The sequence below is a fragment of the Chryseobacterium sp. genome (assembly GCF_022869225.1).
Lineage (GTDB): Bacteria > Bacteroidota > Bacteroidia > Flavobacteriales > Weeksellaceae > Chryseobacterium.
In genome coordinates this window covers 4,341,336-4,366,883 of sequence record NZ_JALIHL010000001.1, presented here as the reverse complement: position 1 = coordinate 4,366,883, position 25,548 = coordinate 4,341,336, and the positions used below count along the sequence as shown (strand labels likewise).

The following is a 25,548-nucleotide window of genomic DNA, read 5'->3' as shown; positions in this document are numbered from 1 at the left end:
ATGTATTAATCTTAATTACTGAGATAAGTTTCTGGTATTCTGAAATACAGGACCAAAGACATCTGCATCTTTGCAGACATATTACCGGGAAAACAGAATACCCTCAACCATTTTTGGCTGAGAAAAAAATAGATTAAGATTGATAAAACCTTGGGGGCTCCCAAATAGAATTTAAAATTTCCTTGTTATAAAGAACACTTTTGTAAAAGGTCTTTTTGATGTCAAGATTATTAAATATCTTCTCCGTACAATGAAAATCTAAAGAAGGGCTGATGGTGAAAACCACCGAAAGAAGATTTGCATGAGAAACAAAAGGTAGTTTTTGATCAGTATCATGATCACTATCTTTAACCGGATTATCATAATGAGTTTTCAGAAATGCAGTGAGAGACATATCAGGGTTAAGCTCTTTATGCTCTATATAATGCTCTATAAGGACCGGCAACTTCAAAAGCTGATACAGTTCAGTCGTAGAAACCAAATACAATGATAACAACAATATGGAAATCAGCTTTTTCACTCCATCAAAATTATGAAATATTTCATTAAGAATGATTTTAAATAAACCATCCGGATCTTAGTATGAAGTTTTTTTGCTGATTCTATAGAACTGAACAAATGACTACCGCTCTACCTCTATTTAAACAAAACCTCCTGCTGTTAACAAGAGGCCAATGAACATATAACAAATCTAACTTAAATGTCCATTAATAGTCAGTCAAATGCATTGAATATAAATAATTAATATCGTTTCATTAAAATCCCCGGTAAGGGGATCATAGAAATATAAAGTATAAATGGATTATAATCTAAAATATGAAAAGTTTGTGTTTTATTATAAATTGTATTTCTATTGCTAAAGGTAGATTATTCAAAATGAACGGCACTATAAAAAGTGTTAATTTTCAACACATTATCATGTATTGAAATGGTACCCGTTAAGGGATTATGGTAATGAAAAGATAAATTAAAAATATAGCTATTAATACGAACCCCTGCATGATATTGGTTCTGCCTGTTGCCAGTGAGACCGTAATGATGAAAAGGGACAATCCCAGCAGTATCGTTGATTTAATGTCTATTCCCAATGTCATCCGTATCCCGGTTATGACAGATATAATGGCAATAGCGGGTATGCTTAACCCGATACTTGCTAAGGCAGAACCAAAAGCCAGGTTTAATGAGGTCTGAATCTGATCATTTTTGGCCGCTCTGAACGCAGCCAACCCTTCCGGAAGCAATACTATACCAGCAATAATAATTCCTACCAGAGATTTCGGGGCCCCTGCTGAAACCACCACATGTTCAACGTCCTTTGAAAGAAGCTTGGCCAGCAGAACTACGATTCCTAAACATAATACCAGCAATATGCAGCTGGTGTACAATTCTTTTTTAGAAGATTTTTCAAAATTTTCTTTCTTAGACCTGTTTCCCGGTATTTTGTTTTGTGGAGAGATAAAAAAACTCCGGTGCCTGAGGGTCTGAATCATTGTAAATCCCAGGTAGAGCCCCAAAGAAATTAATGCCACAAACAATAGCTGGAATGAAGTGTACTCGCCTCCAAGATGGCTGACTGTATAATTGGGAAGGATCAGCACAAAAATAATGACCGAAGTAAGAGTGATCAGGGCAGTACTGACCCCCTGCAGTGTAAAACTTTGTTCCCTGTACCGTAAAGATCCTATCACAATACAGCTTCCGATAATTCCATTAAGAATAATCATAACAGCAGCAAAAACCGTATCCCTGGCCAGGGTAATGGTTTCTAATCCTTTAGCCCCCATCATTATGGAAATAATCAGCCCTACTTCGATGACAGTGATCGCAAATGCCAGAAGTAAAGTTCCGAAAGGCTCACCCAGCCGATGGGCAATAACTTCAGAATGATATACTGCTGCAAGAACACTTCCCATCAGGAATAAAGCAAGAATTACAGAATAATAGCCTGACGCGAAAACAGGATCTCCAAAATAACTTAACCAGGCTAAAATGGGGACTAAAAATGTCCACATCCATCCATACTTATTTTTCTTCATAAAGGGGTATTAATGATTTTTTATAAAAATTGATGTAAAAACATATGCAGCAGCAGATCAGTCACTAAGAAATTCCATCATATAACCTGACTGTCATAAAATTCGGTTACTGCAATATGCTTTTCTTTACGATGCATCTATTTGAGAGCATCCTCCGGAAATACAACGCCGGTCTCTGTTTTCTTAAAAAAAGAGCTTTGATTCCCGTTTTTGAAGCGGTTTGGAAATTCCGGACAGGCTATCCGGGAAAGATCAAATATGGAGCGGTTCATAAATTCAGATTTAAATGTTGCATGCCATCTGTACAACTAAGAATAAAGCGAAGCGAATGGCAACAGAACTTAAAAAATCTACAATCGGCAGCTTCACATCCCATGACCTTAAAGATACAAATTATCAGGCATTTATCAGAATTAAATATTTCCGTATTGAAAACACGGTCTCCGGCATCCTATACCCTGCTATTTTTATACTTATCAGTCTTTATCAGGAAAAACTGATTAATGTAATGCCCCTCAAAAAGTCTTTCAGAGATAAACCCCTCTTGATTTGAAAGAGCCGGACTCCAATGCAGGCAATCCTGAAAATGTGTGATATGTGCAACATTAAAATAACAATCTGTAATACAACAAATTATAAAAAACCCACCTTTGTGTTGTAATAATTCAGTTACGCTAAATATCTACAGTATGGATACCAATCGCAATAAAGGTAAAAGCCCTTTCAAGATCCCGGGAGACTGGAATCTTCAGTCAAAACAGCTGAAAGAAAAATTTTCAACATTAACAGACCACGACTTGAAACTTGAAGAAGGCAAGGAAGCCGAAACACTGGAAAAAATTGGAAACAGACTAAGAAAAAACCGTGAAGAAGTTCTAGAAATTATAAAAGAAATTAATCTTTCATAATTCTTCTCAATTAGCAATTAAAACCTCTGTAAAAGTATATTTTCCAGGAGTTTTAACTGAAAAGGGATAGAGCTGCTGACTTTGATCCCTTTTATTTAAACAGCATTATTCATTCCTTTAAAGTACTCTGTAATGAATCCTAAAGAACTTGAGACATCGAAAGTATATATTACCAGCCAGATCGTAGATTATATTTCAAATTCTGTGGTAAGCAGAACCATATTGGAAAAATTAACCGGTACTATCAGTGCCTTATCATTTGATGACGGAGAAGGACTGCCAGAAAAAATATCTCCTTTTGATGCCGTTGTACAGATCATGGAAGGCAAGGCAGAAATAATTATAGACGGAGCATCTTATTTTCTGGAAGAAGGTGAATGCATTATTATTCCGGCTCATCAATCCAATTCCGTAAAAGGAAATAAACGCTTTAAAATGATCGTAACCATAATAAAAAGCGGCTATGAATAAAGTAGATACAATATCAATTTTAACAAAAAAGATATTTAAAAAAACGGTTGAAATTCAGAAAGAGTTTCCCGGAACTGTATGAGCTTTTAGATGAGACGCCTTTATTTTTTTCTTTTGCAGAGAAAAATATCACCATTAAGGATCTGAGGCAGTACCTCATTTCACTTATAATACAGCAAAAGTCCTTTGAAAAAGGGATCAGCAAACAAAGTCATTCAAAATAGGATGCTCATGAAAAAGATAAATAACAGGCAAAAAAACAGATTTGGACTAAGAAATAAAAAAAATATTACGAGAAGGGCCTATTATTCTCAGTTTGTTGCTTTGTTTTATATCAGGAATACCAATATCACCTTAGACAGAGATGCAGCAGAAATCCTCCGGATGTTAAAGGAATTACAAAACCTGAATAACAAATCCAGATTCATATTCAGTACCCACTGCAGCTTGAGCAAACATAATCAGTGGCAATCTATTTTAGTCCGCCTCAGCGATACCATAAAATATATCAAACTGCAGTTTGAATATATACGGGAGAATATTATAAAAAAAGATAAAACCAATTCGTCTGTATTCTGGCAGCAAAACAAAATCTATATTGATGATTTAACAGAAAATCATGAAAAACTGGTACAGCTAGGTTCTCAACTTTTGCCGGAAGAAGAAAGGTTATCCTGGAAAACAGCCATCTGTAGCTTTTATGATGAAATTTTTTCTTTACTCATTCCCCTTATAAACATATGCCAGCTTGAATCAGACTTTGTCGAAAGATATACTCTAAAATCTTTAACAAAATCACAGTGGATATTATTAAAAATATCCCCGAAAACTACACGTTAAAAGAGGCAAGGAACTATGAACAGGAGTATCTGAAAGTATTGGCAGACTACAGCAATGAATTCAGTAAAAAAAATAACCTTTGGGATACTTTATTGAATGTACTTTCAGGAGGCATGCACCAATTGCCATCGGAACGGGTCATGCTTAAAAGGTGGATCAACGGAAAGATGAAAAACAGCGTTTCCAAATGAACCAAAATCCTGAGCAACCCTATTATTAACCCCAAACATTTGTACCGTGAAAACAATACATATTTTTAAGTTTAAAGATTCTATCACCCGTAAAATTCCTTTTTTTAAAGAGGAACATCGGCTGGAAACTTTAAATGATTTTATAGACTTCGATTTAATGGATACGGAAATAGTCACCGAATATATCATTGAAATCCATGATGATTTTATCTTTGAAGATACTTCCAAGGATGATCTTTTACTGATGTGTAAAAATGCTAAAGAAACAATAGAACATTACTTTGTGGTAAGACTAAATGATTATGATGTTATCTGAAAAATTAAAAGATGCTTTCCACGGGCATAGCATTAAAAATGGGCTGCCTCTCCCCTGCTAAAAAAAAGAATCAGCTTATTGGCAGCATACCTAATGTTTCTGTAGATCTATTATATTTACAATAACAATCCGGTCTTATTTTAAGATTACAATATAATCACTTATCCATGAGGCTGTCTCAACAGGCAAAAAATTATAACTTTGTCATTCTGAGCCTGCCGAAGAACCTCTAGAAATCAAACGCTTAAGATTCTTCACTGCATTCCATTTCGTTCCGAATGACACTTTTGAGACAGCCTTACTTTATTTCTTGAAATTACGCATTTGAGTAATTAGAGACAACCGGTTTTAAGATCTTATCTTGCTGAGTAATAATTTCCTTATAAGAAATGATAAAGGAAAACAACGTCTCCTATATAGGCAGGTTTTACATAATCGCGTATGATGAGCTTTGCCTGAACAACAACCTTTACAGTACCTTTAAGATTGGTCACTGATTTTGCTGTAGCCTGCAGCATCACTTCGCTGTCTACGGGAACCACCTGTCCAAATTTAAAATTCTCTATCCCGTAATTGATTTCCATTTTTACGTTTCTCACATCTGCGATCTGTTTCCATAAATAAGGAATCAGAGACAAGGTTAAATATCCGTGGGCTATAGTCGATTTAAAAGGACTTTCATTCTCTGCTTTTTCTTTATCTACATGAATCCATTGATAATCCAACGTTGCGTCTGCAAATTTATCGATCTGTTTCTGATCTATTGTATGCCAGTCAGACCTTCCGATAATCTTACCTTCAAGAGATTTATAGTCTTCAAAACTATTAATAATAACCATATTATTCATATTACTTTACGAATGACAAGTTAAGCAACTTGCTGAATAAAGCATTTACTTTTTGTGAAAATGTCAGCAGAAATTTTGATATGGATTACCATTAAAAAACAGAAGACAGCCTGATCCTTATCACTGCCAAATCCGGTTTACTAAAAAAATCTGCTTTGCTGTAGTACAATGAGCCTTATTATTGAAGATTTGTTACGGGGAAACAAAGTCTTGCCATCAGATAGCTCACGGTGGATTCTGCTCCCTGGTTAAGGTTAACATTTTTTTCCTCAAGTCCATCATAGCAGCCGCCCGTTGCAGGGTTATATATGATTTGGTTTAAATGATTCTTTCCCAAAAACCAGGTAAAAGCATTTTTCATCATCTGCAGGTATTTTTCATCCTTAAAGACCTTATAGAATGTGGATAATGCCAAAACCGTATAGGCCACATCAATGGGCTGCTCTCCTCCAACGGTTTCAGATTCTTTTACAGATTCTTTTTGCAGCCATCCTTTATTGGATATTACTTTGATATTTCCCCTAATAAATATTTTAGAGAGCAGAAACCCGAACGATTCATTGGCAATTTGTTTATAAATATCGTCTTGAGTAGTGATCCATGCACATAACAAAGCTTCTGGCAATAAACTGTTGCCATAGGTCAGATAACTTTCAAACCAATGCCAATCCCTGTGTTTTTCATGTTGATACATTTTGACCAAGCGGTTGGCCAATTTTTTTAATAGAGGAATATTGCTTTCAGAGTTTTGATAATGCAGCCCCTTTATAATAAAAGCCATAGCCCTGGTAGAATGAATTTTCTCTATATGGGAAAGACTTTTTTCTATAATTGAACCTGCTTCATCAGAAAATTGTTGAGGCAAAATCTCTCTCAATGAAAATAAATACCCTAATGACCAGATGGCTCTTCCGTTGGAATCTTCAAGGTTCGTTTCATCATTCTGCTGTGTAAATTTCTTTTGTTGATCCACATAATTGAGAAAACTTCCATCTGACTGTTGACAAAACTTAATTGCATTCAAATAAATTGAGATCAATTCAAGGTCTGATTCGTCTCCGCTTATTTCATAATGTCTGCAAACGGCAATCATAGCGCGGGCATTATCATCCAAAGTATAGCCGGAATCAATATCCGGCCTGTTGATTTCAGAAAACTGGATCATTCCAAAATCTGTCGTCATGTTTTTGATATGGCTAAGGTTGATGGCAGGTAACGTATAATTTAGTTTTATTTTATCTTTGCCATATTGCCGGAATAATAAGGCGTGCAAAATAGAAGAATTTTCCCAGGCTGTAGGAGCCATTTTTTCCAATCCTTTTGATCGCAGCTTTTGCTGTATATCTTCATTTTTCAGTAATCTGTTGACAGCAGCAGCAAGCTGTTCCGGAGCCTCAAAATCAATAATAATTCCTGTATCTTCTTTCAGCACTTCAAGGGCATGGGGAATAGGTGTGGAAACAACAGGACACCCGCAGCTGATAGCATAGGAAAAGGTACCGCTTACCGCCTGGTTCCTGTCTTTTGAAGTGAAAAGATAGATATTGGTAAGCTGCAGGTACTCTAACAGCTCATCCAAAGGTAAGTATCTGTCGATAAAACGGGTGTGATTTTGTAAATGAAGCCTTTGGATCATTTCCTGCAAAAATTCACGATATTGCTCACCTTCATTTTTTATAATAGTGGGATGTGTTTTTCCAATAATCAAAAACATCACATCCGGATTTTCTGAGATAATGCCCGGTAAAGCTTCTAAAGTAGTTTCAATATTTTTCCCTGAACCGAGTAATCCGAATGTTGAAAGTACCTTTTTGCCTTTAAGCCCGTATTTGGTTTTCAATGAAATGGTATTGATGAGCGGTAATAAATGGGTACCGTGTGGGATGACTGTAATTTTATCGGAAGGGATGTCATAATCATCTGACAGGATTTGTGCAGAAATACCTGTCATCACAATGATAGATGTACAGAAGCTGCTGATTTCTTTTACCTTTTCCCTCAGTTCCTCATCCGGTTTGGGAAGGACGGTATGAAATGTAATGATAATCTCTTTTTTTAAGGCCCTGAGAAAGAGAGATAATCCATTTGGTGTCTCATTAAAAAATCCAAACTCGTGCTGAAGCATAATCAGCTGAATATTGTCATTTTTATTGATCCTTTGCGCCAATTCCCCATAAGAAGCGGGATCGGATGTATGTAATCTATACTCTGTTTTTCCGGCATATTGATAATTTTCATCCTCCGTTTCCATCGGACAAATAATTATTTCAAATGATTCGTTGAACTTTAACTGAAGGGATCTGATCAAGTCCTGGCAATACGTTGCAATACCACACACCTTAGGAGGAAAAGTACTGATAAAGACAATCTCAGGTTTATAACAAATTGTGCTTTTTTTATTTTGGACAAATTGTCTTTTTACTTTTTCCTCCACGTCTGAATTTATATTTTTATTCATGTTTATTTTTCATTTTTAGGATGATGACCATTATTGAATGATCATTTACGAGGTATATTCCAGTAATTCCTTAAGCAATTCCGAAATACTTAGAGAGGCAACAGCAATTCTTTTGTCTGCAGCTCCATAATAAATGTAAAGGGTATCTCCCTCTACGATAGCTCCGGTCGGGAAACATACATTGTTTACTTTTCCTTTCAGCTCCCATTCTTCTTCTGGTTTGAAAAGAGGATAAGGAAGTCTTGAACGTTCTTTTCCAGGATTGTCAAGCTCCAATAATGCGGCACATGCACTGTAAACATACCCCTCAATCGTATCATGAACGCCATGATATATCATAAGCCAGCCATGTTCCGTTTCTATAGGCGGACATCCACCTCCGATATAGCTTAATTCGTGGTCGTATTTTGGTGATAACAGAATATGATCTTTAAACTGCAGAAAATAATCTTTCCAGAAATCGGGAGTCAGCTCTTCAATATTTTCTATACTGGCTATCTGGATATCGGGTCTTATGCGGTGGAGAAAATGTAACTTACCATTTATTCTTCTTGGGAAAAAAATCACATTTTTATCCCACAGAAATACGTCCTTACTTTCTTTATAACTTTCCGGGAACTTATTAAACCTTTTGTATTTTTCGGATAATGTACCTTGTGATTCTGATAATTTTTTAAATTTCTTATAGAGGATGACGGGTACAATAACTCCTGCTTTTTGCCATGACTTCAAGTCATTGGAAGTTGCCAGTGTTCCCAATGCATTTATCCCGTCGTAGCTGGTGTAGGTAAGATAAAATAATTGATCAATTTTTACGATCCTCGGATCTTCAATCCCGTGCTTTTCGTAATCAAACTCCGGAGTGATAACCGGATTTTGAAACCGGGTTTCTATAGTCAGGGGATCTGATAATAAACAATACCCGATACAGGAGAAATTATTCTCAGCTACAGCCCTGTAAAACAAATGTATTTTTCCGTGATCATATATTACTGCAGGATTTAACACACCTTCGCTCTCAAAACCTGATGAGGTTTCCATCAGGATAATTCCTTCTTTTTTTAGGGTTACCATTCAGCTTTTAGCATTTCTGTTCTCGATTTCTTGGCCTCTTCTTTTGTTTATTTTATCTTCTCTTTTCTCTTTTGCGGATTTTGAGGGAGGCGTTTTATCCGATTTCTTTTTCCCGTCTTTTTCTTTTGACATTGTAAATATTTTTTAGTACATGTAAATTTCGTCTATTAAAAAAGCAAAGCTTTGTAATAGTCTTTCAATTTGTTATATAAATCATAGATATTTCTGATTTAATGGAGTAACTTTGAATGAAATAACTGTCAGTCAATGATTAACGGGTTATAAAGTGTAAGGATCATGAAGTTATATATAAAATATATGGTAAGCCTGCGCTGCAAAATGGTTGTCCATCAGGAACTGGAAAGACTGGGCATTAAAAATGCTGTTGTAGACCTGGGTACAGTCGAACTACTGGATGATATCAGTGCTGAACAAAGGCATATATTGAAAAAGAATCTGCTTAAAACCGGACTTGAAATACTCGATAACAAAAAAAGTATCCTGATAGAAAAAATAAAAAATGTTGTCACAGAGATGATTCATTATTCCGATACTCTTCCAAAAGAAAATTTTTCAGACTATGTAAGCGAAAAGCTCGGTTACGATTATACGTATCTGGCCAATACATTTTCCGAAGTCAAAGGTATGACCCTGCAGCATTTTATCATCATTAATAAAGTAGAAAAGGTAAAGGAACTGTTATTATATGACGAGCTTAATCTTACAGAAATCTCCTATAAGCTTAACTACAGCAGTGTTGCCCATCTTTCTAATCAGTTTAAAAAAATCACCGGACTTTCTCCTTCCTTTTATAAGCAATTGAAACGAAAGCGTCTTGATAATTTAGAGGATTTATAAAGGGTATACTTATAGATAGATTTAAATTTCCGACCTTTGTTCAGAATTTTAAATGCATAGAAACAGAAACCCATGGAGCAATTTGAATTACCGGTAACGTATAAAGGTCAAGAACTTATTTTCAACGGGCGGCTCGCCACCTTCACGTATGGTTACAAACTTTATGTGGATATCTATGGCAATGAAGTCGTCTTCGAACGTGATGACGAAGGTAATTTAAGAGCAGTACTGCCAGATGCTTCTTCAAATCCGGTCATAGAAAAAGAACTTATTGAGTCTATTATTGAGGTATTTAATGACCTGCAGGTTTTATAACCTGGATACAACCGTAACAATTTACAAAACGAGACGCTTTACGGATCTCCTTACTCTTTCGGGTTGCCCACCAATCAGGCCTGCATCGTATAACCAATTAAAAAATTTTAAGGCAGCCGGCTCCTTTATTTTTAACCCAGAAGTATCGGACAATTACTTTTGGATTTTCCTATACTCTCCCGGTGTAAGCCCCCTGTATTTTTTAAAAAGTTTGGAAAGATGGCTTTCATCACTGAACTGAAGTTCATAAGCAATTTCACTAAGGCGTGCACTGCTGTATTTCAAATAGGTTTCCACCAGTTTGAGCCTGTAATCCAGCAGATAATCCTGGTATGAAACTCCGGTCTGCTGTTTAAAATATTCTCCGAAATAGTTCCCTGAGATTCCAAAATGCCCGGCAATCACCTGAATACCGGTTTTCTCCCGGTCTTTAATATGCTGCTGAATATAGGCAATGATCTTCATAATGGAAAAAGCCTTCCGGTTTTCCTGAAGATCTGAAGTTTCACTTTTAATAATATTGCGGGCGATAAGATTAAGCAGAATGGATATACAGTTACGGATGATCAGATAGTCATCTGTTTTGTTTTTAAATTCCCGGGCAATCTGTAGGATAAGGGTTTCAGCAAACCGCTCATCATTTTTGCTCCTGAATACACACCCTGCTCTGGCGTGGTAATTATTACTGATATACTGTAATTTATATAAGTTCTCACAACTTTCAATACGGTCCGCTTCAAGACGTATTTTATCTATGAATTCAACAGGACACTGTATAAGAATCAGTGCGGCATTCTTACTTTCAAAACGGTAAACTTCCTGCTGTGGGATAATGAAAAGTTTCCCCTCTGTAAAACTGATACTCCGCTCATCATAGGTAAGCTCTCCTTTTCCTTTTACAATATATATAAAGGAAAGAAACGTTTTTGTCCTGAAAACAAAATCTTCTTCTTTCAGCAGTATTTCCTTTACTTCAATGCCTTCAAGAGGTAAACCATTCATTTTTCCGCACCAATTTTTCCTCCAAAAGTACAATTTTAACAGAACATAAAGCGGTTAATTTTGCATAAAAAAATATGAATACATATCCCAAACGGTGGCAGGCATTACAATTTCTGATTGCCGGGGCATTCCTTTCACCACTGGATTATTTTATTGTCAACATGGCGCTGCCTTCTATAAAAAAATCATTCAGTGCCAGTGATCATCAGCTGCAGATGGTGGTTGCCATTTATGGGCTGACCTATGCTGCCCTTGTGGTTTGCGGAGGAAGGCTCGGAGATATTTATGGGCGAAAGAAGATTTTTACGCTGGGACTGTATACGTTCCTGTTTTCATCACTTGCCTGTGCATTTTCTCCCACCATATCAGTATTGATCATCGCAAGACTTTTCCAGGGTGTGGGAGCTTCTTTATTGGCCCCACAGGTATTGGCATCTATAAAAGCATTATTCAACAGCCGGGAACAGCCAAAAGCCGTAAGCTTTTTCAGTTCCGTATTTGGATTAGCTTCGGTGATAGGACAATTGCTGGGCGGGTTTCTGCTTAGTGTGCAATGGGGGCATTTTTCCTGGGAGCTGGTATTTCTTGTGAATGTTCCGGTAAGCCTCATCTGTATCATAGGAATACATTTTACAATGGATAATAACCACGACAGGAATCAATCCGGGATTGACTACAAAGGTGCATTCCTATTGATTGTTGCCCTGCTCATGTTGCTATGTCCGCTTATTTTTGGACAAAAATACGAGTGGGCCTGGTGGATATTCGGTATCATTATCACAGGAATGCTTTTATTAGCCGTATTTTTCAGGTATGAAGTTCAATTGCAGCAAAAAGGCCGGCCTGTACTCATAGATCCGACCTTATTACAGCACCAGCCTTTTGCATTAAGCCTTTTGATCATTTTCTTCTATAATTTTACCGCAGGCTTGTTTATCTGCTATCCCTATTATCTGCAGCAGTTTTTACATCAGAGTTCTATGCAGGCAGGGCTCGCCATTGTTCCCTATGGAATTGCTTTTTTTCTGGGTCCTTTATTAAGTTCAAAAATAAAGCTGGAAACCTATACCATGATCTATGCCGGGCTTGGATTAATGATAGCAGGGTTCGTACTGAGCGCATTCGTTTTTTATTTTGACCAAAAGCCTTCTTTTATAACAAATATCACCTTATTTTTAGCGGGTTTGGGACATGGTACCATTATGCCCGTAATGATGCGGACAGCCATTGCTTTCACCGCCAGGGATAAGGCAGGACAGGCATCAGGGCTGGTAAGCATTGGAATTCAGATAGGCAGTGTAACCGGCGGAGCGGTTATTGGCACTTTATTTTTTAATATAATTCCTATTCTCGGGTTCTCCGGGGCATTTGCTGCCGCTACTGCCATGATTGGAGCCTTTCAGCTGATTGGAATTGCAATGAATCACAGATTAAAAAACTATATTCAACAGTTTTAAAAACAAAATTACCATTCAAAAAATAATATAATCCTAAATTATGAACAACACAGAAAAAATCACGAAAGAAATACAAGGGTTTCACGAAGATATTGAAAAATGGTTCCAGGGTAAAGCTGAGCATCAGGAAAGTCTTTATAAAAAATTGCTTTCCGGCTTTTCACCGGACTTTAAAATGATCAACGGCAACCATGACACGGTAACCTTATCTATGCTTGCAGATTGGCTTCCTTCGGTCTACGGCCAATTCACAGATCGTCATATTAGTCTCGAAAATATAAAGATCCATCATTCAGAAAGCCACGGAATAGCCACTTATACAGAAATTCAGATCATCGGGGAAACCTCAACAAAACGAGAATCATCCGCGGTATTTATTCTTGATGGGCAAAAAGCATTATGGCTTCATCTTATAGAAAAATGGGCTTAAAATGAACCGTCCTTTATTGAAAAAAGCTACCTTAAGGGTAGCTTTTGGTTTGAATCACAACATCTTAGCTTTATCCGGACCATGGAGAATGTAAAATGCAATCACAGAAATTCTTTTGTTTGAAATTCGGGATCATAAATGAGCAGACATCGGTCTTTATATTTCCAAAAGTTGTTTCTGTTTTATGCTCAAAACCAGTGAAGAAGGTCGGAATGATTTTCTTTTTAAAATCGGTTCTTGGAAAAGCTGAGATGATTTCCTCTCTCTCTTCGCTGCTGTAATGAGAAACCAATGCATTAAAAAATATCAGAAACGTCGTAAGAGATGTCAAAATTCACCCTGATTGATGTTTACTTCTGAATACTTTCATCTGACCCGCCATGATAGCCAGTAAGATCCCAAAGCAGGCAAAAAGGCCATAGGAATATCTTAAATCAAAACTTTCAGCAATATAGCCAATCAGTGGCGGTCCCATTAAAAACCCTAAAAAAGAAATACTGGATACAAATGATAATGCAATACTGGGAGCTACAGTACTCACCTGCCCCACGGTACTGTAGACAGACGGAACACTGAGTGAGCTCCCGAGACCGATAATCATGAAAGCAATGATGCATACCCATAATTCCGGGAAGAAAACACTGAGAAAAAGACCACTGCTCATCAAAATACCACAGGCCTGTAAAATAGTTCTTTTCCCGAACTTTTCAATGGCATGATTCCCAATAAAACGGCCTAAAGTCATCATTAAAATAAAACTTGTATATCCCAATATAATAAGCTTTTCCGGCGCCTTTACGATAGTCTGAAAATAGACCCCGCTCCAGTCAAACATCGCTCCCTCAATGGCCATACTCAGGAAGCCTATTACTCCCAAAGCAACAAGGGTTGAATTGACTGACTTAAAAATTGACTGGGTCTGGGGAGCCACTTTATGGATGATATTTGTTAAATGTCCCTTACTGTAGAGCCAAAGCAACAGTACCAGGCTGAAAGTAACTACAAAATGATAGAAAGTTCCTACTCCCATATTGATCATCAGTAATCCAACAACTGCCCCTACCAGCCCGGCAAAGCACCACGCCCCATGACAGGAAGAGAGCAGCGTCCTTTTCGTGATCCCCTCAATCTCAATAGCCTGCGTATTAATTGCTATATTGCATAGATTCCCTGAAACTCCAAAGAAAAACAGAACGGCAGCCAATACCCAATAAGACGGCGCAAGTCCGATGAGCAGAAGAAAAACAGGATACAACAGAAAACATCTTTTGATGATCCACGAACTTCCGTACATACTGATCAGCTTTCCGGCCAGAACCATGGTGGAGAGCTGCCCTACCGGCATTAACAATAAAAGTGTTCCAAGCTCTGCCTCATTGATCGAAAGTGTATTTTTAATGATAGGAATCCGGCTTGCCCAGGAAGAAAAAACAAGTCCGTGAGCAAAAAAAAGTAAAAAACAGGATGCAGGCATTTTCGCATCAGAAGATTCTCTATCTCGCATGATATCAGTATTTGATTAATTTTTATGATGGCGAAGTTAGGAACAGTTCCGCAATAAAATATATTCCATTTTTGATATTTTATATTCCATTTTAAACAACCCGCTTAAAAAGAAAAATTAACTGCTTACATTTGCCTGTAGGTTGACTAGAGAAATACAGCAGTCAAAAGACTTCTAACCAAATCCAAGAAATCACCCGCCTGATAATGATAGATATTAAGCCGAATTTTGAAGGGTTGTATATTGAAAAATATAAAGCGAACCAGATTACTGAGTTTCAAAAAAGAGCCGGTAAACTTAACAAACTCCTGTTATGCTTTCTATCGGATGGTGAATTGAACCTTACCATCAATACACTTCCTTTTCGCATTAAGAAAAATTCAGTAGTAATGTTGTTGCCGGATACGGAATTAACGGATGTTTCCGGAAGCGAGGACCTTGATTGGTCCGTGTTCTTCATCTCCCTTGATTTTATCAGCAGTTATAGTTTTCTGACTGTTTTACTGGCCAGTGAGGAGATTAAATTCAATCCGGCCATGCCCGTAGAAGCTTCTGCCAAAAAACTCATTTGGTCTACGGTGAAGCTTATCCGTGGCTATCATTCTAAGACCAAAGAAGAAACTACCCTGGAAGCTGTTCAGTATTTACTGTATGCTTTACTTGAGCTGGTGTCAAAACTTTACCTGCCGGTGATCAGGAACAACAGCCTTTTACAGACCAGAAGCCAGGATCTCCTGGAACATTTTTTTGAATTGTTAAATCAGCATGGGCATTTGCAGAGAAGTGTTCTGTTTTACTCCGGTCAGCTGCATCTTTCGCCCCAATACCTAAGCAGTTTGATAAAAAAAGAAACGGGGAAACCTATTAAACAATGGATCAGCTATATGGTGATCAAACATGCCAAAGAGCTTCTGAAAACCACTTCCCTTTCCATTAAAGAAGTCAGCAATCAGCTGCAGTTTGTAGATTCCTCCCTTTTCTGCCGGTATTTCAGACGCTGCACAGGAATTACAGCCAATACCTACAGAGAGCATTATAAAATCAAAAAGTAATAGGAAAAGCGTTGTCATATCGATGATTTTTCTATTTTTTTTGTAAGTTAGTCCTTCAAAAAAGGAAAAGACCATGTTGAAAAAGACTCTGTTTTTACCGGCTGCACTTACTTTGTTTATTAACTGTCCGCAAAACGGGCCTTCAGGGAATCCGGGAGTACAGCATACTGTTACACGAAACCCAACGGATCCTTCCATTCAAAATGCCGAAGAGAAATCTCCCACAGAAACGGTGAAAGCCTTTATGAAGTGGTATAAAGAGAACAGAGATCAGCTGTATACATTCAATACCGTACGAGGGGGAATGTTTACGGAAACAGATCCTCCGGTTACTTATCATATCGATTTTGATGAAGTTGAAAAAGAAATAAAATTCCTTGAAGAAAGTGATTTGTTTTCCCCAAAATTTCTGTCTGTTTATAAGCAGCGGTATGTAGACGGCAATGATCATTTCAAACAAAACCCAACCTACGATGGACCTCCTGAAGATTTTGACTATGATTATTTCTTTTTAACACAGGATGATTATGCCTCTGATTTAGTGAATATTGATGCTATCAAATTTAGCTTAAAACCTATTAATGATAAGTTATGCTATATCCAGTTTCACTTAAAAAATTGCGGGATGACCTACAAATACGTTCTTATCAAAGGAGACCAATGGCAGATTGATTCCATCAACACCATTAGTTAATGACCAGATTTTCATCACGCATTCTCTCTCTGATTGTCATATTTTCGTTAAATTCGTTGGGTTCAAAAATATGATCATGAAAGAAAAATGGATCTCTCATCCAACGATCTTAAAGGGAACTTCGATTGATCTGATTCCTTTAGAAAAAGAACATTTGGAAGAATTATATATTGCCGCTTCTGATAAAGAACTTTGGGAACTCATTCCCTCTGACTGTTCAGAAAAAATACTTTTTGATAAAAATTACAAGCTGGCATTATCGGAAAGAGAAGCCGGAAATCAGTATCCATTTGTAATACGACATAAAGAAACCCACCAGCTGATAGGGTCCACAAGGCTTTTTGAAATATTTCCATCGGACAGGAAATTAGAAATCGGATGGACCTGGATCACTAAAGAATTCTGGGGAACAACCGTCAATTTAGAATGTAAATTACTTTTACTTACCTATTGTTTTGAAACTTTAAAAACCAACAGGGTACAGTTAAAAACCAAAGACACCAACTACAGGTCAAGAAAAGCTATTGAAAAGATAGGAGGTGTATTTGAAGGGATTCTAAGAAAAGACCGCATCCAGCATGACGGGACTACCAGAAATGCAGCGTATTACAGCATTCTGGATGATGAATGGGAAGCTGCAAAATCTAAGATTAAAATACAGATTGAGAAAAAACAAAATTTAACCTCTTGATCCGCATCCCATTTCTACAAGAGACATAAAAACCCGGCTGCTCAGGCCGGGTAGATCAATAAGGCACAGGTATGTTTAGTTAAATGACTGTCTGTAACTTAAAGGCGTTTCATTGGTTTTCTTTTTAAACAATTTATTGAATGACTGCGGATGTTCAAAACCCAAGGCATAGGCAACTTCTGATACTGAAAAATTAGTAAGGGTAAGATATTCTTTGGCCTTTTCTATCAATCTCTCATGAATGTGCTGCTGAGCATTCTGCCCTGTAAGATTACGAAGCATATCGCTCAGATAATGGGGTGACAAATGAAGCTCAGCAGCGAGAAATTCTACGGTAGGCAGCCCTTTATTTAAGGGTTCTTCCTTATTAAAATAATCTTCGAGAACAGTATCCATTTTGGAGAGCAAATCATTGTTCACTGCTTTCCTGGTGATAAACTGTCTTTTATAATACCGGTTACTGTAATTGAGAAGCACTTCAATATAAGAAACAATGACATCCTGGCTTACTTCATCAATAGCGGTATTCAGCTCATTCGTAATGCTGTCAAGAAGTCCGGTGATCATTGTTTTTTCCTGATCTGATAAATGCAGGGCTTCATTGGTATCATAGGAAAAGAACCCAAATTTCCTGATCGTTTTGGCCAAAGGATAGCTCCTTATAAAATCAGGATGTACCAGCAGTGTATGGCCGCAATATTCCGCACTTTCGTCGGTATGCAGAAGCTGCCCTGGAGCCGTAAACATCATTCCTCCTTCATTAAAATCGTAATATCCCTGCCCGTAACCCATTTTTCCGTTGTTAGAATATTTGTACGAGATCTTATAAAAATTCAATAGAAAGCTTCTGGTCAAAAACTCTTTATTGATGCGCATCTTTGTATTGTCTACCAGGCTTACCAGCGGGTGGAGAGGCTTAGGAAGCTGCAATAGATCATGCAGTTCTGATATAGATGAAATCTTCAGAGGAACATTTTCTTTCTTTTCCATGATATAAATGTATTAATTATTTCGCTTAAAAGACAGCATAAATGATACACTTATGCTGTCTCAGAAGACAAGGGGCTAGATGAACTGTTTTCCCAGCTGCTCTCTGAATGCTTCATCACCCAGTTCCAGACGCTGGGCATATAAAGCCTTGGCATCTTCACCGGCTACATAGCGCAACTGTGTTTTACCATCTGTGGCAGCTTCATACACCACTTCAGCAATCTGTTCCGGGCTTGAAGCAGCCTCCATCATTCCTTCCATACCGGAAAACAGAGAATTGGTCATTTCTTCATAGGCCGGTGCCGTTGCCGAGTCCAGGGAGCGGCTTACAAAATCGGTTTTAATGCCTCCGGGAGAAACGGTTTTAATATCAATTCCCAATTTATTAAGCTCAAAAGCCATACTCTCACTCCATCCTTCCAAGGCCCATTTTGTAGCATGGTAAGTAGATCCTAAAGGAAATGCAATCAGACCGCCGATAGATGTGGTAGAAATAAAGGTTCCGCTTTTTCTTTCTCTGAAATAAGGAATGAATGCCTGAGTAACACGGATAACCCCCAATAAGTTGGTATCAAGCTGTTTTACGATCTGCTCATCTGTCAGAGCTTCCAGAGGCCCGATAAGACCATATCCTGCGTTATTAAAAACAACATCCACATCTCCTGACTCAAGTGATTTCTGAACGGCCGACCTGATCTGTTCAGGATCGGTAACATCCAGTGGCAGCACAGTGACATTCTCCAGTGCAGAGAGTTCCGAAGCGGCTTCAGGATTTCTCATGGTAGCAATTACCTTCCATCCTCTGCTTTGAAATAATTGAGCGGCTGCTTTTCCCAACCCTGTTGATGCACCTGTTATAAAAACTGTTTTCATTATATTCTTGGTTTAAAATTATAGGACAAAGTTCAGGATTAGAAAAAAGGCCGGAGTTGCCAAAACGGATAAATATGTATCCAAAATGAATCAGGTGTCCTTTATTTCGTTCATTTGTTTTTTGTAAGTTTGTCTCTATCAATTTTTATGGCAGAATATATTCTTGACAATATCAATATCAGTACACTTTCTGTATACGACCTGCTGAAACATACTTCAGAGAGCTCTTTTATTGGAAATAGAGATTTTCATACGATTTATCCTGTCTCTATTGAAAATAACGCGGGAGTGTTCACCAAAAAATCACTACATGATTCTCCTGTTGTCACCATAAACAAGATCGGTCATTCACTCCTGTGCTCCTGCACTTGTGATGGTCCGGAAAACAAACTTTGCCTGCACCAGGCAGAAATAATACACTGTATCCTGGAAGAAAAGAATTACAGGATTTTCTATGATGATTCCCTCCGCAAGAAAATAATGATGCCTAAAGCCAGGTCCTATGGATTGGAAAATGAGCCTGATCTTGATGCCTATTTCAAGCTGGAATATAATGAAGGAAAAACCGATATACTTCCGAGGATTAAAGAAATACTGCCTATAGATGAGCAGGCTTTAAAAAAGGATCTGCTTCCCCGGCTGCCTTCCGTCCTCGAAGAGCTGGCAGTTCAGGATACCACCAAAAAACAGATCTTGGTAATGGGCAAACACCGTTACTACAATCATCTCACTTTTTCCCTTATGGAGAGTGAAACTACACAAACAGGGAAAATAAAAAACCCGATTACCTCCGTTGATGTCATGCCATTGATATGGAAAGCGGAGAAGCCGCTGGAAATAAAATTTTATACTGCTATTTCTGCATTTCAGAATAATTACAATGAAGACTATAATGCTGCAGAACTTGAAGCGCTAAAGCTGATCGTACAGAATCCACTGCATCTGAATGTCTATTATCATGACCGTGAAATTGCAGAAACAGTCTCTTCAAAATCACTTATCCCCGTTGCACTTAATACTTTAGATGCAGAGATACAACTGTCTGTATTTAAGAAAGATCCATTTTATGAAATTACCGGAGAACTTCAGTTTCAGGATTCGTCAATTCCATTTAAAAACGTGACTCTCCGAAATGATTATTTTATCTATAACCAGCACACATTCAGCCTTATAGATCACCCTGACATGCTGCAGGTCATTAAATTTTTTAAGGCTCATCATGAAGTACTGCTGGTCCATTCTTCGAAATATGAAGATTTTACACAGTCTTTTTTATCATCTATTGAAGATCGTATTCACATCCATTACAAATATATACAGACTGCACCGGAAGTACAGCTTGAAGATAAAGACTTTAAGATTGAAAAGATAGTCTACCTGCGCCAGCAGGAAAATTATATTGGAATTACCCCTGTAATGAGATACGGGCAACTGGAAGTACCGGTGTATTCGAGAAAGCAGCTTTTTGATACTGATCAGAACGGAAATCTTTTCAGGATAGAAAGGAATGATGCTTTGGAAGCCCGTTTTACATCTCTGGTCATGCAGCAGCATCCTGATTTTGAAGAGCAGATGGATGGATACCAGTATTTTTATCTTCACAGAGATAAATTCATGGAAAGCAACTGGTTTCTTGAAGCCTTTGAAATATGGAGGAAGGAAGGAGTCACCATCCTTGGTTTCAATGAGCTAAAAAATAATCAGCTTACCCCGCACCGGGCCAAAATAAACATTCAGATCACCAGTGGCCAGGATTGGTTTAATGCGAAGCTAAAAGTGGGATTTGGCCAAAAAGAAGCCTCATTGAAGCAGCTTCACAGAAGCATCCGCAATAAAAGTAAATTCGTTCAGCTGGACGACGGCTCTCTGGGAATACTTCCTGAAGAATGGATAGACAGAATAGCGGCTTACTTCCAGGCTGGAGAAATTGATGAGGATCTGCTGAAAATTCCAAAAATCAGTTTTACGGAAGTTTCCTCACTTTTCGAAAAAGAAGTACTGAGTGAAGAGGTGCAGAAAGAAATAGCATCTTACTCGTCACAGCTGTCAACATTTAAAAATATTCCGCAGACGGATGTACCTGCCGGATTGCATGCCGAGCTAAGAGATTACCAGCATGAAGGGCTTAACTGGCTGAATTTCCTGGATGGTTTTAATTTCGGAGGATGCCTGGCAGATGATATGGGACTTGGAAAAACACTTCAGATCATTGCATTTATCCTTTCACAGCGAGAGAAACGGGGCCATATAACCAATCTTATCATAGTGCCGACCTCTCTCCTGTTCAACTGGCAGGAGGAGATCAGCAAATTTGCACCATCCATAAAAGTTCTGCTGCATTATGGAGCTGAAAGACCCAAAACCACAACCCACATGGCGGATTATGAAGTGGTACTCACCAGCTATGGGATGCTTCTTTCAGATATCCGGTTTCTGAAGGCTTTTTGTTTCAATTATATTTTCCTTGACGAATCCCAAACCATTAAAAATCCTAATTCGGAAAGGTATAAGGCAGCACGCCTGCTACAGTCGCGAAACAGGGTTGTACTCACCGGAACTCCTATTGAAAACAATACGTTTGACCTTTACAGCCAGCTTTCTTTTGCCTGCCCCGGATTACTGGGAAGCAAACAGTATTTTAAGGATATTTATGCCATCCCTATTGATAAATTTGAATACAGTAAACGGGCTATAGAGCTTCAGCAAAAAATAAAACCCTTTATTCTCCGCAGGACAAAAAAACAGGTAGCCAAAGAACTTCCTGAAAAAACAGAAACTGTAATCTACTGCGAAATGAATGCTGGGCAGCGGAAGATCTATGATGCATATGAAAAGGAACTGCGTGAATTTATTGCAGCCAATGATGAAGATGATCTTAATAAAAACAGCATGCACGTTCTGACAGGATTGACAAGGCTCAGACAGATCTGCAACTCACCGATACTTCTCAAAGAAGGATATTCAGGGGAGCATGCCGTAAAAATTGAAATCCTTATGGAGCAGATCCTTGGGAAATCAAAGGATCATAAAATCCTGGTATTCTCACAGTTTGTCGGAATGCTCGATCTTATAAAAACCGAACTGGAACGTCATGGAATCATGTTTGAATACCTTACCGGACAAACCAAAAACAGAGGTGAAAAAGTAAATAACTTCCAGAAAAACAACGATATCCGCGTATTTCTGATTAGCCTGAAAGCAGGTGGTGTGGGGCTCAACCTTACTGAGGCTGATTATATTTACCTGATGGATCCATGGTGGAACCCTGCTGCAGAAAATCAGGCAATTGACCGAAGCTACCGCATAGGGCAAACCAAAAACGTCATTGCCGTCCGGATGATCTGTTCAAACACTGTGGAAGAGAAAATCCTTACCCTTCAGAAGAAGAAAAATTTATTGGCCCAGCAGCTTCTCAAAACAGACCAAACCCAATTTCAGGGGTTTTCCAAACAGGACCTTCTGACGGTCCTAAAACCGGAATAAGGATATGATTTCTAATTATTTACATAATAAAACCGGCAGATACTAAGCCTGCCGGTTAAAAAAAACAAAAATTGATATGGATATGATTAGATATGTGTTCTATTTCTTGATGATCTTTTCTGTAATTATCTTTTGATCCCTGGTCTGAATTTTTAACAGATAGATGCCCGGAGTAAAATGTTCCATACTGATAATACCGGTATTTCCTTCTATAAGCTTTTGTCCTGATAGACTGTAAACTTCGAATTTTTCAATTCCCTTGGCTGCCCGTACCGTTACAGCACCTGCTGTAGGATTGGGATAAATTTTCACTGAAACATCTGCTGTGCCCTCTTTAGTAGAAAGATTCGCCGGCTGTACATCAAGGGTATAGTCTTCTACCTGTCCTATAAACCATCCTGAAGGACACGGTAAATTTTCAAGTACTCCCATCCATGAATTGGATTCATAGGCTTTTACCAGCCTGAAACGGGTTGGTCCCAGTAAAGCATTTCCCGGAATCGTTATAATTTCCGCTGCAGTACCTGATTCTGTACCAGAAACCGGGTTAGAATTGTCTAAATATCCCAGGTTGAACTTTTCATCGGTATCAAACTCATGGTTATGATTAAAATCAATATAAGCATAGGCAGATACGGTAGTTTGTCCGTGGGTACCGCCTGTTACCGTTATAGGATAAGTTTCTCCGCGACTTACATTAAAAACGGTCCCTGTAAAATCTTCAATAAGGTTTGAATGACCATCAATACTGCTGTCATTATGTATCCCTGCAAATTCAACTTTACTGATTTCGCTTACCGTTGAGCTTGTCACATTTTCAATTCCGCAATACGGGGACGGAAAACCTGTATTATTTCCTATGATATTGACTGTATAATCTTCTGCCTGCCCTGCTCTTAAATCTGTATCACAAGCTGAATGGATTGAATTCGCTGCGTTAGGATCCGAATAGGCCGATACATTCGTATTTTTAAGTACCCTCATTCTTGTATTTCCTCCTAAAGCATTAGCAGGGACCGTAATTGTTCCGTTTATCGTAAAGGCATTGGCCGGATTAGCCGCTGCCAGCCTGCCTAGATAAAAGCTTTCTCCCGCATCATCAAAGTTGCCGTTCTGATTAAAATCAATAAAAACCACTACGTCACTGGGAAAAGTACTTGACGGACCTTTCACTGATATCGGGTAAGAGCTTCCTGCCTGCAGATCTGTTGATAATGAAGTGAAATTTTCATATGCTTGTGCTCCCGCGGATTGAACCGGTGATGAATTATTTATCGTTCCAAAGATAATAGTACTGATCATGTTGCTGTCTGCTCCATACTGAAAGGTTGGGATACAATATTGGGCATCTGCAAGTGTGCAGAGAATGACAGCAGAAAGAGTAGTTATTTTTTTCATTGAATTCTTACTTTGATGAGACAAATTTATATTTATTTAGAATCAATAAAAATAACAATCTAATGATATTTATCAGTTTATCAGGATTTATAGAATTGATACAAAGGAATACATAATCAAAATACTTAATAATCAGTTATTTGATAGTACTTAAAAATAACATCCGGCCTATTGATCAGTACCGGATGTTGGATATGCTGAAAGTTATTTTTGATTCAGATACCTTTTAACGGCCTTTTCTGATTCAGCTTTGTATTCTTCATATCTCATGAATAAATCACTCGCTCATTGGTTGATTTTCCAGTAGCCTCCTACCGTATCTGTTATATCTGTAAAGTTATTTTTCATAAGGAATCGGTAATTTGAAAAATGCTGTTTAAAAGTCCAAATTTAGCTTTTCTTACTAGCTTTACGCTAAATTTTCTATAAGAACTGCGGAAGCCCCGCCCCCGCCGTTACAGATGGCGGCAATCCCGTATCTTCCCTTTTCCTGGCGCAGTACATTGACCAAAGTTGTCAAAATTCTTGCTCCTGAAGCACCTATGGGATGCCCCAATGCAACGGCTCCGCCATACACATTCACCTTGTCTGTATCAAATCCTAAAATTTGTTGATTGGATAAAATTACCGAGGAATAGGCTTCATTAATTTCGAAATAATCAATGTCAGACAAACTAAGGCCGGACAGTTTCAGTACTTTATTAATGGCTATGGAGGGAGAAGTTGTAAACCACTCCGGTGCCTGTGCAGCATCGGCATAGGCAACAATTCTTGCCAGCGGCATTACATTATAGTTCAGCAAAGCATCTGAAGATCCTAATAAAACAGCGGCGGCCCCGTCATTAAGATTACTCGAGTTGGCAGCAGTCAGTAAACCGTCCTTTTCAAAAGCGGGTTTTAGTAGTGAAATCTTTTCAGGAATAAGTTTGTCAATATCTTCATCCTTATCAATAACTACGGTTTCTTTTTTACCTTTCACAGCTACTGAAATCAATTCATTGTTGAATTTGCCTTTTAAAGTAGCTTCCTGAGCTCTTTCATAGGAAAGCAGGGCGTAGCCATCCAGCTGTTCCCTTGTGTGACCATATTTCTTTACTCCCAGTTCCGCAGCACTTCCCATATGAAAATCGTGATAGACATCCCACAAACCATCTTTCACCAGACCATCTGTAAGTTTTGTATCTCCCAATTTTATACCCTTACGTAAATGGGTATAATGAGGAACATTGCTCATACTTTCCATTCCGCCCGTCATGACAATATTTTCCAGTCCAAGCTGAATTTGCTGTGCTCCTATCATCGCCGCTTTCATTCCCGAAGCACAAACTTTATTGACTGTTGTAGCGTCTTTATCTACCGGAATATTGGAGAAAACAGCTGATTGTCTCGCGGGTGACTGTCCTACCCCGGCACTCAGTACATTTCCCATATATACACTGTTTATATGCTCAGGAGAAAGCGATATGCTTTCATAGGCATTCTGTATAGCCAGGGCTCCCAGCTGTGTTGCTGTAAATCCTGATAAGTTTCCCATAAATCCGCCAACAGGCGTTCGTTTTGCAGCCATGATAAATACATCTTTCATATTCTATAGTTTTAAATATACCAATCGGTATATTATTGGTTAAAAAAATTTTATCTTCCTCCTGCCCTTCAATC

Annotated in this window: 26 protein-coding genes; 14 read left to right on the top strand and 12 right to left on the bottom strand. The window is 38.1% G+C overall.

The window, feature by feature from the left end; genetic code table 11:
• Positions 1 to 133 precede the first annotated feature (133 nt).
• Positions 134 to 520 (bottom strand): hypothetical protein, encoded by a 387-nt coding sequence (locus MUW56_RS20425; protein WP_292014927.1) that lies wholly within the window; start codon positions 518 to 520, stop codon positions 134 to 136.
• A gap of 418 nt (positions 521 to 938) precedes the next feature.
• Positions 939 to 2,036 (bottom strand): ionic transporter y4hA, encoded by a 1,098-nt coding sequence (locus MUW56_RS20420; protein WP_292014926.1) that lies wholly within the window; start codon positions 2,034 to 2,036, stop codon positions 939 to 941.
• 328 nt (positions 2,037 to 2,364) lie between these two features.
• Between MUW56_RS20420 and MUW56_RS20415 the strand changes: the two genes are divergently transcribed.
• The 6 genes from MUW56_RS20415 (at position 2,365) to MUW56_RS20390 (ending at position 4,762) form a co-directional block, all read left to right on the top strand.
• Positions 2,365 to 2,589, top strand: coding sequence for a hypothetical protein (locus MUW56_RS20415; RefSeq protein ID WP_292014925.1), 225 nt, complete (start codon positions 2,365 to 2,367; stop codon positions 2,587 to 2,589).
• Between the two features lie 136 nt (positions 2,590 to 2,725).
• Positions 2,726 to 2,944 (top strand): hypothetical protein, encoded by a 219-nt coding sequence (locus MUW56_RS20410; protein WP_292014924.1) that lies wholly within the window; start codon positions 2,726 to 2,728, stop codon positions 2,942 to 2,944.
• A 132-nt stretch (positions 2,945 to 3,076) separates the two neighbouring features.
• On the top strand, positions 3,077 to 3,415 hold the full coding sequence (locus tag MUW56_RS20405) for a cupin domain-containing protein (RefSeq protein ID WP_292014923.1): 339 nt from the start codon (positions 3,077 to 3,079) through the stop codon (positions 3,413 to 3,415).
• 231 nt (positions 3,416 to 3,646) lie between these two features.
• Positions 3,647 to 4,255, top strand: coding sequence for a hypothetical protein (locus MUW56_RS20400; RefSeq protein ID WP_292014922.1), 609 nt, complete (start codon positions 3,647 to 3,649; stop codon positions 4,253 to 4,255).
• Entirely contained in the window at positions 4,216 to 4,446 is a 231-nt protein-coding gene (locus MUW56_RS20395) for a hypothetical protein (RefSeq protein ID WP_292014921.1), read from the top strand. Before MUW56_RS20400 ends, MUW56_RS20395 begins: the two co-directional genes overlap by 40 nt.
• Before the next feature lie 46 nt (positions 4,447 to 4,492).
• Positions 4,493 to 4,762 carry a heme oxygenase gene (locus MUW56_RS20390; protein WP_292014920.1) on the top strand — a complete coding sequence of 90 codons (270 nt, stop codon included), beginning with the start codon at positions 4,493 to 4,495 and terminating at the stop codon, positions 4,760 to 4,762.
• A gap of 380 nt (positions 4,763 to 5,142) precedes the next feature.
• On the opposite strand, the gene MUW56_RS20385 is transcribed toward MUW56_RS20390, so the two are convergent.
• The 4 genes from MUW56_RS20385 to MUW56_RS20370 all read right to left on the bottom strand — a co-directional run bounded on the left by MUW56_RS20385 (position 5,143) and on the right by MUW56_RS20370 (position 9,274).
• Entirely contained in the window at positions 5,143 to 5,601 is a 459-nt protein-coding gene (locus MUW56_RS20385) for a MaoC family dehydratase (RefSeq protein WP_292014919.1), read from the bottom strand.
• Positions 5,602 to 5,788: 187 nt separating this feature from the next.
• Positions 5,789 to 8,068: a glycosyltransferase gene (locus MUW56_RS20380; protein WP_292014918.1), complete on the bottom strand. Its 2,280-nt coding sequence runs from the start codon at positions 8,066 to 8,068 to the stop codon at positions 5,789 to 5,791.
• Between the two features lie 45 nt (positions 8,069 to 8,113).
• Positions 8,114 to 9,142, bottom strand: a complete 1,029-nt coding sequence (locus tag MUW56_RS20375; protein ID WP_292014917.1) for a pesticidal protein Cry7Aa — start codon at positions 9,140 to 9,142, stop codon at positions 8,114 to 8,116.
• Positions 9,143 to 9,274 (bottom strand): hypothetical protein, encoded by a 132-nt coding sequence (locus tag MUW56_RS20370; protein WP_292014916.1) that lies wholly within the window; start codon positions 9,272 to 9,274, stop codon positions 9,143 to 9,145.
• Positions 9,275 to 9,439: 165 nt separating this feature from the next.
• Here MUW56_RS20370 and MUW56_RS20365 point away from each other — a divergent pair, with 165 nt between their 5' ends.
• Both MUW56_RS20365 and MUW56_RS20360 read left to right on the top strand, forming a co-directional pair.
• Positions 9,440 to 10,000 carry an AraC family transcriptional regulator gene (locus tag MUW56_RS20365; RefSeq protein WP_292014915.1) on the top strand — a complete coding sequence of 187 codons (561 nt, stop codon included), beginning with the start codon at positions 9,440 to 9,442 and terminating at the stop codon, positions 9,998 to 10,000.
• A 72-nt stretch (positions 10,001 to 10,072) separates the two neighbouring features.
• Positions 10,073 to 10,315 (top strand): hypothetical protein, encoded by a 243-nt coding sequence (locus MUW56_RS20360; RefSeq protein WP_292014914.1) that lies wholly within the window; start codon positions 10,073 to 10,075, stop codon positions 10,313 to 10,315.
• A 153-nt stretch (positions 10,316 to 10,468) separates the two neighbouring features.
• Here the strand turns inward: MUW56_RS20360 and MUW56_RS20355 are convergent, their stop codons facing one another.
• Entirely contained in the window at positions 10,469 to 11,317 is an 849-nt protein-coding gene (locus MUW56_RS20355; RefSeq protein ID WP_292014913.1) for an AraC family transcriptional regulator, read from the bottom strand.
• Positions 11,318 to 11,391: 74 nt separating this feature from the next.
• Between MUW56_RS20355 and MUW56_RS20350 the strand changes: the two genes are divergently transcribed.
• The gene (locus tag MUW56_RS20350; RefSeq protein WP_292014912.1) at positions 11,392 to 12,774 is read left to right on the top strand and encodes an MFS transporter; all 1,383 of its coding nucleotides are present in this window, start codon (positions 11,392 to 11,394) and stop codon (positions 12,772 to 12,774) included.
• A 40-nt stretch (positions 12,775 to 12,814) separates the two neighbouring features.
• Positions 12,815 to 13,204: a hypothetical protein gene (locus MUW56_RS20345; RefSeq protein ID WP_292014911.1), complete on the top strand. Its 390-nt coding sequence runs from the start codon at positions 12,815 to 12,817 to the stop codon at positions 13,202 to 13,204.
• A 334-nt stretch (positions 13,205 to 13,538) separates the two neighbouring features.
• On the opposite strand, the gene MUW56_RS20340 is transcribed toward MUW56_RS20345, so the two are convergent.
• Positions 13,539 to 14,708, bottom strand: a complete 1,170-nt coding sequence (locus MUW56_RS20340) for an MFS transporter (RefSeq protein ID WP_292014910.1) — start codon at positions 14,706 to 14,708, stop codon at positions 13,539 to 13,541.
• A 206-nt stretch (positions 14,709 to 14,914) separates the two neighbouring features.
• On the opposite strand from MUW56_RS20340, the gene MUW56_RS20335 reads away from it, so the two are divergent.
• From MUW56_RS20335 to MUW56_RS20325, 3 genes are all read left to right on the top strand, one after another.
• Positions 14,915 to 15,760 (top strand): helix-turn-helix transcriptional regulator, encoded by an 846-nt coding sequence (locus MUW56_RS20335; RefSeq protein WP_292014909.1) that lies wholly within the window; start codon positions 14,915 to 14,917, stop codon positions 15,758 to 15,760.
• Positions 15,761 to 15,833: 73 nt separating this feature from the next.
• On the top strand, positions 15,834 to 16,454 hold the full coding sequence (locus MUW56_RS20330; protein ID WP_292014908.1) for a hypothetical protein: 621 nt from the start codon (positions 15,834 to 15,836) through the stop codon (positions 16,452 to 16,454).
• A 76-nt stretch (positions 16,455 to 16,530) separates the two neighbouring features.
• The gene (locus tag MUW56_RS20325) at positions 16,531 to 17,145 is read left to right on the top strand and encodes a GNAT family N-acetyltransferase (RefSeq protein WP_292014907.1); all 615 of its coding nucleotides are present in this window, start codon (positions 16,531 to 16,533) and stop codon (positions 17,143 to 17,145) included.
• Positions 17,146 to 17,220: 75 nt separating this feature from the next.
• Here MUW56_RS20325 and MUW56_RS20320 read toward each other — a convergent pair whose 3' ends face one another.
• Together MUW56_RS20320 and MUW56_RS20315 are read right to left on the bottom strand one after the other, a co-directional pair.
• Complete coding sequence (locus MUW56_RS20320; RefSeq protein WP_292014906.1) at positions 17,221 to 18,135, bottom strand: helix-turn-helix transcriptional regulator; 915 nt, start codon at positions 18,133 to 18,135, stop codon at positions 17,221 to 17,223.
• A 75-nt stretch (positions 18,136 to 18,210) separates the two neighbouring features.
• Entirely contained in the window at positions 18,211 to 19,008 is a 798-nt protein-coding gene (locus MUW56_RS20315; RefSeq protein WP_292014905.1) for an SDR family oxidoreductase, read from the bottom strand.
• A 147-nt stretch (positions 19,009 to 19,155) separates the two neighbouring features.
• On the opposite strand from MUW56_RS20315, the gene MUW56_RS20310 reads away from it, so the two are divergent.
• Positions 19,156 to 22,491 (top strand): DEAD/DEAH box helicase, encoded by a 3,336-nt coding sequence (locus MUW56_RS20310; protein ID WP_292014904.1) that lies wholly within the window; start codon positions 19,156 to 19,158, stop codon positions 22,489 to 22,491.
• Positions 22,492 to 22,590: 99 nt separating this feature from the next.
• Here MUW56_RS20310 and MUW56_RS20305 read toward each other — a convergent pair whose 3' ends face one another.
• Together MUW56_RS20305 and MUW56_RS20300 are read right to left on the bottom strand one after the other, a co-directional pair.
• On the bottom strand, positions 22,591 to 23,889 hold the full coding sequence (locus MUW56_RS20305; RefSeq protein WP_292014903.1) for a T9SS type A sorting domain-containing protein: 1,299 nt from the start codon (positions 23,887 to 23,889) through the stop codon (positions 22,591 to 22,593).
• A gap of 409 nt (positions 23,890 to 24,298) precedes the next feature.
• A complete protein-coding gene (locus MUW56_RS20300; protein WP_292014902.1) occupies positions 24,299 to 25,474 on the bottom strand; it encodes an acetyl-CoA C-acyltransferase in 1,176 nt (391 codons plus the stop codon).
• Between the last annotated feature and the right edge of the window lie 74 nt (positions 25,475 to 25,548).